The following is a 12,996-nucleotide window of genomic DNA, read 5'->3' on the forward strand; positions in this document are numbered from 1 at the left end:
ACCAACCGGCCAAGGATCCACCCCGGTTACGCACAGCAGAAGCACAGGCTAACGTGGCCGAAGGCAGTTGCCTTCGGTGTGGTCACGACCCGGTTGGCCAATTTATTCGTGAAACTGGACACGCGCCGGCTTCCCGCACGCTGCGGGAGGCCGGCGCGTGGGCAGGTCTAGAGCACTTCGGTCGCGCCGTCGGCCTTGAGCTGCTCGACGGTCTGCTTGACCTTCTGCGCATGGTCCTTGGTGGTCACCAGCAGCGCGTCGGCGGTGTCGACCACCACGACGTCCTCGATGCCGACCAGGGCCACCACGCGCGGGCGGTCCGAGTAGACGACGCCGGTGGCGCTGTCCGCGTAGACGCGCACTTGCTTATCACCGAGATTGATGATGCCTTCATCCGCGCTGGCCTTGTTCAGCCGTCCGATGGCGGCGAAGTCCCCCACGTCGTCCCAGTTGAACACGCCGGGGATGACCGCCACGTCGCCTGCCGCGGCGGCGGGCTCGGCCACCGCGTAGTCGATGGCGATCTTCGGAAGGCCCGGCCAGATTTCGGCCATGACCTCGTCGCGCGCCTCGGTGTCCCAGGCCTGCGCGATCTTCATCAGGCCCTCGTGCAGCTGCGGCTCGTTGGCCTGCAGGTGCTTGAGCATCAGGCCCACCGGGGCCACGAACATGCCCGCGTTCCAGAGGAAACCTCCACTGGCCAGGTAGCGGCGGGCGGTGTCCTCATCCGGCTTCTCGACGAACTCGACCACGCCGCGCGCGCTCGGGGCGCTGGCCACGTCCAGCTGCTCGCCGGTCTTGATGTATCCAAAGCCGGTGGAGGGGTGGGTCGGGTGGATTCCGATGGTCACAATCTTGCCGCTGGCGGCGGTGTGGATCGCCTCGCCCAGGGCCGCCTGGAAAACCTCGACAGGCTCGATGACTTGGTCAGCTGCGAAGGAGCCCATGATGATCTCCGGGTCGCGCAGCGACAGGATCGCGGCGGCCAGGCCGATGGCCGCGGCGGAGTCGCGCGGCTCCGGCTCCAGGACCAGATCCTCGTCGCACAGCTCGGGCAGCTGGGCGACCACGGCGCCGCGGTGGGCGCGTCCGGTCACCACCATGATGCGGTCGCCGGCCAGCGGCACCAGGCGGTCGTAGGTGGCGCGGATCAGGGTCGAGCCCGATCCCGTCAGATCGTGCAAGAACTTGGGAGCCGATGCACGGGAAAGGGGCCACAGTCGGGTACCGACTCCGCCGGCGGGAATCACGCCGTGGAATCGGGCTAATAGGTCTGCATTCACGCATTCCAGACTAATTCATTCTCCGGGAAATACCGGTATTGAGAGCGACACCTGCAGGGTAAATAGACAAGGCCCGCATGACCTAATATTCGGGCTTTGCGAGCCTTTTACCGCATAGACGACACTATTCGGTGAACATACTCACAGGATCGAGACACGAAATAGATTGAGACCCGGCAAGTGGTTTAGACTCGCACAAGGAACGCTCGCACAAGTGCGTCAAATCTCATTGTGTGCAATATACACATGCGCCGTTGCGAGCCTTGGAGGTTAGTTCAGTGTCGAAGACTTCGTCAGGCACCCTATACCGCGGCCATGAAGGCATGTGGTCCTGGGTGGGACACCGAGTCACCGGTGTCGTAATTTTTCTTTATCTACTCGTTCACGTGCTGGATACGGCCCTCGTGCGCGTGGATGCCAATGCATACAACGCAGTAATCAGCACCTACCAGACCCCGTGGATGGCACTGGGCGAGACCGGCCTGGTCGCGGCCATTCTCTTCCACGCATTCAACGGTCTGCGCCTGATCCTCGTTGACTTCTGGAAGCAGGGCACCAAGTACCAGCGCCAGATGCTCTGGGGCGTCATGATCCTGTGGGTCGTCGTCTTCGCAGGCTTCGCCATCCGCCATCTCTCCCTCGCATTTGGAGGACACTAAGCCATGAGCGTCACCATTCCTGCTCCACGCAGCCAGCGCATCGACCCGAAGTACAAGCGCGGTCCGAAGTCCCGCGGCAGCTTCGAAATGCTCGCATGGCTGTTCATGCGCCTATCCGGCGTGGCCCTGATCGTCCTGATCTTCGGCCACCTGATCTCCAACCTGATCGTTGGCGACGGCATCAACGCCATCTCCTTCGGCTTCGTCGCCGGCAAGTGGGCCGACCCGATCTGGCAGTTCTGGGACCTGGCCATGCTGTGGCTGGCCATGCTGCACGGCACCAACGGCGTGCGCACCATCATCAACGACTACGCAGAGAAGCACTCGACCCGAGCATGGCTCAAGGGCATCCTGTACGTCGCGACGATCTTCATCGTTGTGCTCGGCACCCTGGTGATCTTCACCTTCGACCCATGCGTCGCGGGCAGCACCCTGCCACAGTGCTAAAACCCTAAAACCCCCGTTTTAGAGCCGAACTTTTAGCCAGACAGTTTTTTGTAGAAAAGAGAGCATCAAGAATGCAGGTACATCAGTACGACGTAGTCATCGTCGGTGCCGGCGGTGCAGGTATGCGTGCAGCGATCGAATCCGGTCAGCGTGCACGCACCGCAGTGCTAACTAAGCTTTACCCAACCCGCTCCCATACCGGCGCGGCCCAGGGCGGCATGTGCGCCGCACTGGCCAACGTCGAGGAAGACAACTGGGAGTGGCACACCTTCGACACCATCAAGGGCGGCGACTACATCGTCGACCAGGATGCAGCAGAGGTCATGGCCAAGGAAGCCATCAACGCCGTGCTGGATCTGGAAAAGATGGGTCTGCCGTTCAACCGAACCCCTGAGGGCAAGATCGACCAGCGCCGCTTCGGCGGCCACACCCGCGACCACGGCAAGGCCGCCGTGCGCCGCGCCTGCTACGCAGCAGACCGCACCGGCCACATGATCCTGCAGACCCTGTACCAAAACTGCGTCAAGCACAACGTTGAGTTCTACAACGAGTACTACGTGCTGGACCTGCTGATGGTTGAGGAAGAAGCCTTCCGCGAAGACGGCACCGCCTACATGCAGAAGCGTGTTGCCGGCGTCGTCTCCTACGACCTGGCCACCGGCGAACTGCACGTGTTCCAGGCCAAGTCCGTGATTTTCGCTTCCGGCGGCGCAGGCAAGGTCTTCAAGACCACCTCCAACGCCCACACCCTGACCGGCGACGGCATGGGCATCGCGTTCCGCTCGGGCCTGCCGCTGGAAGACATGGAGTTCTTCCAGTTCCACCCGACGGGCCTCGCAGGCCTGGGCATTCTGCTCACCGAGGGCGCCCGCGGCGAAGGCGCAATCCTTCGCAACTCGGACGGCGAACGCTTCATGGAGCGCTACGCTCCGACCATTAAGGACCTGGCTCCACGTGACATCGTGGCCCGTGCCATGGCCAACGAAGTGCGCGAAGGCCGCGGCTGCGGTCCTAACAAGGACTACGTGCTGCTGGACCTGACCCACCTGGAGCCAGAGCACATCGAATCCAAGCTGCCGGACATCACCGAATTCGCCCGCACCTACCTGGGTGTCGAGCCGTTCACCGACCCGGTGCCGGTGTACCCGACCGCGCACTACGCCATGGGCGGCGTGCCGACCAACATCGAGACCGAGGTCCTGCAGGACAACAACACCACCATCCCGGGCCTGTTCGCAGCCGGCGAGGTCGCCTGTGTTTCGGTCCACGGCGCAAACCGCTTGGGCACCAACTCGCTGCTGGACATCAACGTCTTCGGCCGCCGCGCCGGCATCGCCGCCGCCGAGTACGCCAAGACCGCTGACTTCGTCGAGCTGCCGGAGAACCCTGAAGCCCTGGTCACCGCACAGCTGGACGGCCTGCTGAACTCCACCGGCACCGAGAACGTCGCAGAGCTGCGCAAGGCCCTGCAGGAGATCATGGACGCCAACGTCCAGGTGTTCCGCGACGAGACCTCGCTGAAGGGCGCTCTGGAGGTCATCGAGAGCCTGCGCGAACGCTACAAGAACGTGTCCATCCAGGACAAGGGCAAGCGCTTCAACCTGGATCTGCTCGAAGCCGTGGAACTGGGCTTCCTGCTGGACCTGGCGGAGGTCATGACCACCGCAGCGCTGCACCGCAAGGAATCACGTGGTGGTCACTACCGCGAGGACTTCCCGAACCGCGACGATGAGAACTTCATGGTCCACTCGATGTCCTACCGCGACCACAACGCTACTACCGAGGGCATCGCCGGCATCCGCATGGAAACCAAGCCGGTTGTCTTCACCCGTTACCAGCCAATGGAGCGTAAGTACTAATGAGCACCGAACTGCCAGAACCACCATCAAAGATTGAGTTGAAGGCCGGTGTTGGTGGCGGCGGAGAGATCCCAACCTTCAACATCACCCTGCGCGTTCGCCGCTACCTGCCGGAGACCACTGCAGAGGCCTACTGGGAAGACTTCAAGCTGACCATGTACGGCACCGACCGCGTGCTGGACGCCCTGCACAAGGTCAAGTGGGACCACGACGGCTCGCTGTCGTTCCGCCGTTCCTGCGCCCACGGCATTTGCGGTTCGGATGCCATGCGCATCAACGGCCGCAACCGCCTGGCCTGCAAGACCCTGCTGAAGGACCTGGACACCTCCAAGCCGATCACCGTTGAGGCAATCAAGGGTCTTCCGCTGGAGAAGGACCTGATCGTGGACATGGAACCGTTCTTCCAGTCCTACCGCGAGATCATGCCGTTCCTGATTTCCAAGGGCCACGAGCCGACCAAGGAACGCTACCAGTCGGTCGAGGACCGCGAGCGCTTCGATGACACCACCAAGTGCATCCTCTGCGCCGCCTGCACCTCCTCCTGCCCGGTGTTCTGGACCGATGGCCAGTACTTCGGCCCGGCAGCGATCGTCAATGCGCACCGCTTCATCTTCGACTCGCGCGATGATGCAGGCGACATGCGCTTGGAGATCCTGAACGACAAGGAAGGCGTGTGGCGCTGCCGCACCACCTTCAACTGCACCGAAGCGTGCCCACGCGGCATCCAGGTGACCAAGGCTATCGCCGAGGTCAAGCAGGCGATCCTCTCGCGCACCGTCTAAGTACGCGAAGCAAAGGCCCGAACCAGTTTCATGGTTCGGGCCTTTTGGCATTGCTGGAGGAAAGAGCCGTTCCCCGGTCCCCCGCGGGGCCTGAAGTCCGCCGAACCCCTTGCCCGGCAACTGCCACCGCGGGGCACCTGCAACGGCGCCGCCATGCTGCGTGCATGGGCCGAGCCAGAGGCTTGGGCTGCCGAGCAGACCTTCAACGAAAAGAACGCCAGCCTTTGGGCTGGCGTTCTTTTCGTGTGTCGGCGGGCCTTAGCCCAGTTCAATCTCTTCGCTCAGGCTCCACTGCCCGCCGCGGGTGTCGAACAGCTGGATCGAGCTCACCTCGAAGGACAGGCCCACTTGGTCCAGCGCTGCCTGCGCGGCGTCCAGGTTCTCCGGGGGCACGTTCTGCGCAATGGTCAGATGCGGATGGTACGCGAAGTTCGACTCGTGGCGCAGCGCGTCGGAGAGCAGCCCGCGGTGCAGCGCCCAGCATTCCTCCGCCCCGTCCAGCAGCGGCAGGTAGACCACTTCGCTGGCTGGACGGAAGGTCCGCGCGGCACCCAGCTGCACTGTGAAGCTCGCGGTTTGACCCGCCACCTGGCGCACCTGCGCGGCGGCCTTCTCCCAGGTGTTCAGGTAGGACCCGGACACCAGCGTGATGTGGGGAGCGATCACCTCGGTGTCCGCTCCCCCGAACTCCCGGCGCCAGGCGCGCAGGGTCTCCCGCTGCGGCTGCGGCACCGGGATCACCACGCCCAGCGTGAATCGGGGTTCAAGGTTATCCATGTCAGACACCCAGCGGCGGCAGGAAGCCGACCTTCTGGTAGACATCTGCCACGGTCTTGGAAGCAACCTGTCGGGCCTTCTCGGCGCCGGCTAGCAGCAGGCGGTCCAGTTCCGCCGGATCGTCCAGCAGCTCCAGGGTGCGGGCGCGGATCGGAGCCAGGCGCTCCACCACGGCGTCGGCCACTGCCACCTTCAGGTGCCCGTACATCTTGCCCTCGAATTCAGCGACCAGGTCCGGCACATGGCGGTCGGTCACGGCGGCCAGGATGTCCAGCAGGTTGGAGACGCCGGGCTTCTCGGCCTTGTCGTAGGCGATCACGGTGTCCGCGTCGGTGACCGCGGACTTGATGCGCTTGGCAATCAGCTTCGACTCGTCGAGCACGTTGATCAGGCCCGCAGGGGACTCGGCGGACTTGGACATCTTGGAGGTCGGGTTCTGCAGGTCGTAGATGCGCGCGCCCTCCTTCGGGATGAAGGCCTCCGGCACGGTGAAGGTCTGCCCGAAGCGGTGGTTGAAGCGTTTGGCCAGATCGCGGGCAAGCTCCACGTGCTGGCGCTGGTCGTCGCCCACCGGAACGCCCTGCGGCTGGTAGAGCAGGATGTCGGCGGCCATCAGCACCGGGTAGGTGAACAGGCCGACGCTGGCCGCGTCCGCGCCGCCCTTGGCCGACTTGTCCTTGAACTGGGTCATGCGGCTGGCCTCGCCGAAGCCAGTGATGCAGTTCAGCACCCAGGCCAGCTGGGCGTGCTCGGGCACCTGGGACTGCACGAACAGCGTGGACTTCTCCAGGTCGATGCCGCCGGCGATGAACTGGGCGGCGGTCTTGCGCGTGCGGGCGCGCAGCTCGGCCGGATCCTGGCTCACGGTGATCGCGTGCATGTCGGGGATGAAGAAGAAGGCGTCGAACTCGTCCTGGGTCTTGACCCAGTTGACCAGTGCGCCGAGGTAGTTGCCCAGGTGCAGGGAGTCGCCCGAAGGCTGCATGCCCGAAAGAACGCGGGACTTAGTCATGAAAATTCCTTAAAACTGGTAGTCGACGACCAGCGGTGCGTGGTCGGAGAAGCGCAGGTCGTAGCCTGAGGCGCGGTCAACATGGGACTTGATGGCCTTGCTGGCCAGCGACGGGGTGGCCATGTGGTAGTCGATGCGCCAACCGGCGTCGTTGTCGAAGGCCTGTCCGCGGTAGGACCACCAGGTGTAGGGGCCCTGGACGTCTCCGGCCAGTTCGCGGGCCACGTCCTTGTAGCCGACCGAGGAGAAGAAGCCGTCGAAGTAGGCGATCTCCTCATCCATCACGCCGGCGCGCTTGTTGTGGTTCGGCTTCCAGTTCTTGATGTCCTTCTCGGTGTGCACGACGTTCAGGTCGCCCACCACCAGCACATGGTCCTTTTCCGCTGCCAGGGCCGGCAGGTAGTCGGTCATGCGCTGCAGGAAACGGTACTTGTCCTCCTGCTTCTGGGTGCCCAGTTCGCCCGAGTGCACGTAGCAGGAGACCACGGTGAAGGTTTCCCCGTTGACCTCGAAGTCGGCTTCCACCCAGCGTCCGGAGTCGGCGAAGTACTCGTCGCCGATGTTCTCGCGCACGGCCACCGGCTCGACGCGGGAGAGCACTGCCACGCCTGCACGGCCCTTGTCCTTGGCTTCGGCATGCAAGATGTGCCAACCCTCGCCGATCAGTTCGCGCAGCACCTTGTCCGGTGCGCGCACTTCCTGCAGGCACAGGATGTCGACGTCGCGGGCGGCGACCCAATCTGCCATGTTCTTGCGGTAGGCGGCGCGAATGCCGTTGACGTTGACCGAAGCCACGCGCAGGGCGCCGGCGTTCTTGCTCAGAATTTCCACGCTGGTTGGTATCACCCTTCCAGCTTACAAAATTCGCGTGCTGATTACCCGCTGATCGACTCGCGCCCCTCCGGGAAACGCCGAGTGCGGAGAACGTAGCCTCCCTCCGCGCGGGCAGCTCCCATCAGCCTGCGCGAATCGTCTGGAGTACTGGTTAGTCCAGCCCGGCAGGCGGCGTGAAATCGCCGAACGATCCGATCCCCGGAACGCCGGAGCACAACTGGCCCAGGACATGCAATTCATGCGGGACCACGGGACTAGGCAGCGCCTTCAGGTCGAACCATTGCAGCTCGGCGGCCTTGTCCGGCTCCATCAGCTTGGGCTGGCCGGACCAGCTGGTGCACTGGAAAAAGAAGTCGACGCGGTTCGGGGCTCGGTGCAGCACGGCCAGCGGCTCCAGGCCATCCGGCTCGATGCTCATCCCCAGTTCCTCGAATGCCTCGCGGCAGGCGGCCTGGTGCACGGTTTCCCCGGCCTCGACATGCCCGGCGGCCCCGGAGGCCCAATGCCCGTCCATGAAACCGGTTCCGCGGCGCTGCTGCAACAAGATCCGGTCCTCGCGCCGGAAAACGACATAGACCACGGGAATCAGATGCACGCGGTCCTTAAAGACATCGAGACGGCCGAAGCCGTCTCGAAAAGTTTGAAATTAACCGATGATTTCGCCGTCAAGCGGCTTGGCCGGCTTGATCATATCCCGGGCGTTGCTCGCGGTCATCTGGATGGTGTCCAGGGCCCGGTCGATCATTTCTTCCGACTCGGGGTTCTTCAGCTCGCGCTGCTCGGCGATGACCCGGGCCTGGACCTGGACGATCTTGAAGGAGTGGTCCAGCTTCATGTCGCGCTGGCTGGTGGCTTCGTCGACCACGACGCTGCCGGCCTGGGCGCGCGGGGTGGCCGCCGCGGTGGCTTCGCGCAGCGAGTTGTTGATCTTCTGCGCTCCGCGCTTGAGGCCGAACATCATGAACCCGGCGAGCAGCAGCCAGCCGGCGGAGATGACGACAACGAACCAGCCGACGATCTCATTTGAATTGGCGGCGAAGATGACCGCCACCAGAAGGACGATGACCATGACCGACATTGCCAGGGTCGATGCGTTGAGGGTGATTTTCCGACCCTGCTTCGCGCTGCTGCCTAGAGGTTCCATGCCTTCAATTCTCGCATCATCCCCGGATGCAGGCCAATCGCGCAGCTGTCCTTTCGCCCACAGCGTGGCTATCCCAGCACGTCGCCGACCAGCTCGCGCAGCTGCACCCCGTCCAGGCTGAACCTGATCAGGAAGTACCCGGCGATGCCCACCACCCAGCCCAGCGTCTCCTGCGCGTAGCGGCCCAACTTCCTTCCCGCCGCCTGCAGCCAGTGCTCCATCCGGTCCCCGGCCGCCCTGCGCACACCCACCAGCACCAGCGCCGGAGCGATCATCACCAGGCAGTACCCGGCCAGCACCAGCACCTGCACCCCGGAGCTCCATCCGGCGCCTTGCAACACGCCCATGGCGCCGAGGTAGGGAAGCATGGTGGGCAGCTCCAGCAGCCCCGCCAGCAAGGCCAGCGCCACGACCCCGGTGCGGGTATCCAGCGCGGTCCCCAGCCTCCGGCGCAGCGCCCCGGAAACCTGCGGCTGGCCGGTAGCAGTTCCCTGCAGCCCGCCGGCCTTGACGGTCTCACCGCTTGCGGTCCCGGCCTTGCGCGCCGCGACGAGCTTCTGCTCGTCGGTGCGGTAGGTCAAGGCCCAGATGATCATCCCCGCCCCCAGGGCCAGCCCCAGCAGCCGCATCATCGGGGTGTCCAAGGACATCCGGGAATACGCCAGCTGGAAGCCGGAGCGCAGCAGCAGACCGATCGCCCAGTAGAAGCCGGCCAGCAGTCCGAGGTAGAGCAGCACCCGGGGAATCGCCCGGCGGTAGTCGCGGCGCAGCAGCAGCCAAATGGGGATGACCAGGGTGCCGATGCTGGTGGCGTCGATCAGCGCGAGCACCACCAGTGAGGCGGGTGCGGCATTCGTGAAGATGTCCATGCTTCCAGCCTGTCCCGGATCGCGGCGCAGGGGTATCGGGCAGCAGGACGGCTCAATCTCCCCCTTAAGGCGGATGCCTCGCCGCCCTGCGGATGGGGCATGCTGGAATCATGACGACGTTGATCCGGCGTATCGGCAGCGGCCAGGACGAGCCGGAGACGGCCGGGATGTATCTGCTGCTTGCCGCGGTGCTGCACGCCTTCGGCGTGGTGAACCCGCCGCTTTCCGGGCTGCCTGGCTGGCTCTGGTTCCCGGTGCTGCTGCTGGGCCTGGGCGCCGTCCTGCTGCGAAGGCGCTGGCTGCTGCCCGCCGCGCTGGCCATGGCCTCTTCCGGGCTGGGATTGCTGGCGTTGGGCAGCATTGCCGGATACTTCATGGCCTTCGAGGCGGTCTTCAGCGTCTTCCTGCTCGGCGGATTGACGTTGCGCCGGATCTCGTTCACGCTCATGTGCTTGGTGTCGCTGGTGATGGCGGTGCTCGCCTGGGATGCCACGCACCTGGCGCAGCAGGTGGTGCTGAGCCTGTTCCTCACCGGCTTCATCCTGTTCACCCCGATGCTGTGGGCGCAGAACGTGCGCACCGCCCAGGACCTTTCCGCCTCGCAGGCCGAGCGTTCCGCGGCGCTGGCCGCCGCCGCCGAGGCGCGGGCGGAGCGGCTGAGCGCCGAGCACCACGCGGCCCGGATTTCCGAGCGCACCGCGCTGGCCCGCGAAATGCACGACGTGCTCTCCGCCCGGCTCTCCTCCATCGCCCTGCTCTCCGGAGCGGCGCTGGCGGCCGCGCCGGGCAACGAACCGCTGGCGGCCATCCGCCGCGAAAGCGTGACCGGGCTGGAGGAAATGAGCGAGATGGTGCGCATGCTGCATGCGGGAACCCCGGCGCTGGCGGCGCGGCTGACCGACGTGCCGCAGCTGGTCGCCGAGGCTTCCGAAGAGATCGAGCTGGAGTACTCGGTGCCGCACCCTGAGTCCATCCCCGCCGCCGTGCACACCGCCGCGCACCGCACGGTGCGCGAGCTGCTGGTCAACCACGCCAAGCACGCCCCGGGCAGCACTCTGAGCTTGCGTCTGGAGCAGCTGCGGGACCGCGTTTGGATCCATGCCAGCAACCCGGTCCCGGAGCATGTCGGACACGGCTTCGGCAGCGGCATCGGGCTGGAGAGCATCCGCACCCGAGCCCAGGCCGTAGGCGGCAGCTGCGACATTCGCCCCGTCCCCCAGTTCCGGGTTCAGGTCACCCTGCCCACCGCCGCCCAGCTACAGGATGGAATCCATGAAGATCCTGCTTGTTGACGACCATTCAACCGTGCGCCTGGGCATCCGCCTGGTGCTGCAGGCGGCAGAGGACCTGGAAGTTGTCGGGGAGGCGGCGGACGGTGCCGCGGCCGTGTCCATGGCCCGGGCGCTCAGCCCAGACGTGGTGCTCATGGACCTTCGTATGCCGGTGATGGACGGCATCGCGGCGACCGCGCAGATTTCCGGGCAAACAAGGGTGATCGTGCTGACCACCTTCGACGATGACGACTACCTCTTTGGCGCATTGCAGGCCGGCGCCCACGGCTTCTTGCTGAAGACCGCCGAGCCGCAGGCGATCATCGACGCGGTGCGCGCGGCGGGCCGCGGCCAATCCGTCCTGGATCCGCAGGTCACCGCCCGGGTCATGGAACGGGCGCTGGCCGCGGCGCCGCCCGTGGTGCTGCCCGAGGGGCTCACTGCCAGGGAGCGTGAGGTGCTCCAGGGAATCGGCGAGGGACTGAGCAATCCGCAGCTGGCGCAGCGTCTGGGCATTGGGGAAAGCACGGTGAAAACGCACGTGTCGGCGGTGCTTGCCAAGCTCGGGGTGAGCACTAGGCTGCAGGCGGCGAAGATCGCCTACGGAGCCGGAGGCTAGCTAGCTGCGGACGGGTATGGTAGCGGGGCGCGGCTACCAGCTCACCAGGCAGAAGGGGTGCTCCTGCGGGTCGAGGTAGACACGGAAGGTCTTGGTCCCCTGCCCGGTGCTCCGGGCGCCGAGGTTCAGCACCAGCTCCTCGGCCAGATCGAGATCCTTGACCCTGACGTCGAGATGCATCTGCTGCGGGTGCACATGCCCCGGCCATTCGGGCGCGACATAGGGGCTGACGGCTTGGAACGCGACGGCCGGCCGGTCGGGCGCGTCGCCGATGCTCACCCAGTCAGGGTCGTTGTCGATGCGGACCATGCCCAGCAGCTGCTCGTAGAACGCCGCCAGCGAGTCCGGGTCTTCGCAGTCGATCACCAATGCCTGCCATGTGCCAATCATGATGCCTCCTGCGCCCCATTATGCGGGAGCCGCCGGCGCTTGGGTAGGGCTACCAGGAATCCGCCATGGCTTCGCGGCAGTGCTCGATCAGCGCCTGCACCCGGGCCGGCACCTTGACCCCGAGCGGGGTGATCGCCACGACCGAGCTCAGGGAGCTGGGAGCGGTCGGCGACACCGGGGTATGCAGGTCGCGGAAGGCCAGCGGCTTGCCTTCCAAGGACATCTCGGCGTTGTTCGGGCGGCGCATCAGCAGGCCGTAGCCCAGACCTCTCCCGACCATCGCGGAGACCAGGATCATCTGCGGCACCTCGGCGATGACCTTGGGGTTCAGGCCCTGCGCGGCGAACAGCTGGAGCACGTATTCGGTGGACGGATCGGATTCGTACATCACCAGCGGCTCGTCCACCAGGTCGGCAAGTTCCAGCGGCCGTTCCAGGCGCGCCAGCGGGTGCTCCGGATGCAGCACCACCTGCATATGCGTTTCGTAGATCTCCTGTTTGTCCATGTCCGGAGGCAGGCCCAGGTCATAGACGAAGGCGACATCCAGGTCCGCATTGCGCAGCGCCGGAAGCAGCGACTCATGGGTGCCCACCTGCACCGAAAGTTCCACCTGCGGGTGGTCGAATCCCTGCATGGTCGAGGGGATCAGGTGCGGGGAGAGCGAGGCGAAGCAGCCGAAGCGCACGGGTCCGCGCAGCACGCCTTCCTGCTGCGGGAAGGTGGCCGCCAGTTCCGTAACATCGGAGATGATTTTGCGGGCCATCGCCGAAAAATGCACTCCGGAGGCTGTCAGGGTGAAGCCGTGCGCCTTGCGCCGCAGGCACAGCGTTTCGCCGGCCAGTTTCTCGATGGCGGTAATCGCCTGGGACAGCGCTGACTCGGAAATACGCAGTTCGTCCGCGGCGGATCCAAGGGTCCTATGGTCCGGAAGCTCGGCCATGATTTCAAGATGCCGCATCGTGTACATAAGCCAACCTTCAGAAGTTCTACAGGTATTTGAAGTTTACCTTACCTATGTGTGGTGTCACACTGAAGTGATTCACCTCTCCA

The 12,996-nt window shown here is 65.0% G+C and carries 15 protein-coding genes; 6 read left to right on the forward strand and 9 right to left on the reverse strand.

Translation table 11 applies throughout. From position 1 onward, the window contains the following. Positions 1–167: 167 nt before the first annotated feature. Positions 168–1,283, reverse strand: a complete 1,116-nt coding sequence (locus tag C1H84_RS05740; protein ID WP_113606804.1) for a mannose-1-phosphate guanylyltransferase — start codon at positions 1,281–1,283, stop codon at positions 168–170. A 278-nt stretch (positions 1,284–1,561) separates the two neighbouring features. Here C1H84_RS05740 and sdhC point away from each other — a divergent pair, with 278 nt between their 5' ends. The 4 genes from sdhC to C1H84_RS05760 all read left to right on the forward strand — a co-directional run bounded on the left by sdhC (position 1,562) and on the right by C1H84_RS05760 (position 5,030). Then, complete coding sequence (sdhC, locus tag C1H84_RS05745) at positions 1,562–1,942, forward strand: succinate dehydrogenase, cytochrome b556 subunit (RefSeq protein WP_082123805.1); 381 nt, start codon at positions 1,562–1,564, stop codon at positions 1,940–1,942. Between the two features lie 3 nt (positions 1,943–1,945). Then, entirely contained in the window at positions 1,946–2,389 is a 444-nt protein-coding gene (locus C1H84_RS05750) for a succinate dehydrogenase hydrophobic membrane anchor subunit (RefSeq protein ID WP_047118410.1), read from the forward strand. A 71-nt stretch (positions 2,390–2,460) separates the two neighbouring features. Continuing rightward, positions 2,461–4,248 (forward strand): succinate dehydrogenase flavoprotein subunit, encoded by a 1,788-nt coding sequence (gene sdhA, locus C1H84_RS05755; RefSeq protein WP_047118409.1) that lies wholly within the window; start codon positions 2,461–2,463, stop codon positions 4,246–4,248. Further along, positions 4,248–5,030, forward strand: coding sequence for a succinate dehydrogenase iron-sulfur subunit (locus C1H84_RS05760; RefSeq protein WP_047118408.1), 783 nt, complete (start codon positions 4,248–4,250; stop codon positions 5,028–5,030). The genes sdhA and C1H84_RS05760 overlap by 1 nt, the downstream gene beginning before the upstream one ends. A 258-nt stretch (positions 5,031–5,288) precedes the next feature. Here the strand turns inward: C1H84_RS05760 and C1H84_RS05765 are convergent, their stop codons facing one another. The 6 genes from C1H84_RS05765 to C1H84_RS05790 all read right to left on the reverse strand — a co-directional run bounded on the left by C1H84_RS05765 (position 5,289) and on the right by C1H84_RS05790 (position 9,666). Beyond that, positions 5,289–5,807: a 2'-5' RNA ligase family protein gene (locus tag C1H84_RS05765; RefSeq protein ID WP_047118407.1), complete on the reverse strand. Its 519-nt coding sequence runs from the start codon at positions 5,805–5,807 to the stop codon at positions 5,289–5,291. Between the two features lies 1 nt (position 5,808). Continuing rightward, the gene (gene trpS / locus C1H84_RS05770) at positions 5,809–6,819 is read right to left on the reverse strand and encodes a tryptophan--tRNA ligase (protein WP_113606805.1); all 1,011 of its coding nucleotides are present in this window, start codon (positions 6,817–6,819) and stop codon (positions 5,809–5,811) included. A 9-nt stretch (positions 6,820–6,828) separates the two neighbouring features. Beyond that, on the reverse strand, positions 6,829–7,665 hold the full coding sequence (locus C1H84_RS05775; protein WP_082123803.1) for an exodeoxyribonuclease III: 837 nt from the start codon (positions 7,663–7,665) through the stop codon (positions 6,829–6,831). Between the two features lie 139 nt (positions 7,666–7,804). Next, positions 7,805–8,248 (reverse strand): NUDIX hydrolase, encoded by a 444-nt coding sequence (locus C1H84_RS05780; protein ID WP_047118405.1) that lies wholly within the window; start codon positions 8,246–8,248, stop codon positions 7,805–7,807. Positions 8,249–8,299: 51 nt separating this feature from the next. Next, entirely contained in the window at positions 8,300–8,797 is a 498-nt protein-coding gene (locus tag C1H84_RS05785; RefSeq protein WP_113606806.1) for a hypothetical protein, read from the reverse strand. A gap of 68 nt (positions 8,798–8,865) precedes the next feature. Then, on the reverse strand, positions 8,866–9,666 hold the full coding sequence (locus C1H84_RS05790; RefSeq protein ID WP_113606807.1) for a GAP family protein: 801 nt from the start codon (positions 9,664–9,666) through the stop codon (positions 8,866–8,868). 110 nt (positions 9,667–9,776) lie between these two features. On the opposite strand from C1H84_RS05790, the gene C1H84_RS05795 reads away from it, so the two are divergent. Then, the gene (locus C1H84_RS05795) at positions 9,777–10,958 is read left to right on the forward strand and encodes a sensor histidine kinase (RefSeq protein WP_146955904.1); all 1,182 of its coding nucleotides are present in this window, start codon (positions 9,777–9,779) and stop codon (positions 10,956–10,958) included. After that, positions 10,939–11,556, forward strand: coding sequence for a response regulator (locus tag C1H84_RS05800; protein ID WP_113606809.1), 618 nt, complete (start codon positions 10,939–10,941; stop codon positions 11,554–11,556). The genes C1H84_RS05795 and C1H84_RS05800 overlap by 20 nt, the downstream gene beginning before the upstream one ends. 33 nt (positions 11,557–11,589) lie before the next feature. Here C1H84_RS05800 and C1H84_RS05805 read toward each other — a convergent pair whose 3' ends face one another. Further along, positions 11,590–11,946 carry a VOC family protein gene (locus tag C1H84_RS05805; protein WP_113606810.1) on the reverse strand — a complete coding sequence of 119 codons (357 nt, stop codon included), beginning with the start codon at positions 11,944–11,946 and terminating at the stop codon, positions 11,590–11,592. Between the two features lie 49 nt (positions 11,947–11,995). Continuing rightward, on the reverse strand, positions 11,996–12,913 hold the full coding sequence (locus C1H84_RS05810; protein ID WP_113606811.1) for a LysR family transcriptional regulator: 918 nt from the start codon (positions 12,911–12,913) through the stop codon (positions 11,996–11,998). Positions 12,914–12,996: the final 83 nt, after the last annotated feature.

Source organism: Glutamicibacter soli (genome assembly GCF_003309065.1).
GTDB lineage: Bacteria > Actinomycetota > Actinomycetes > Actinomycetales > Micrococcaceae > Glutamicibacter > Glutamicibacter soli.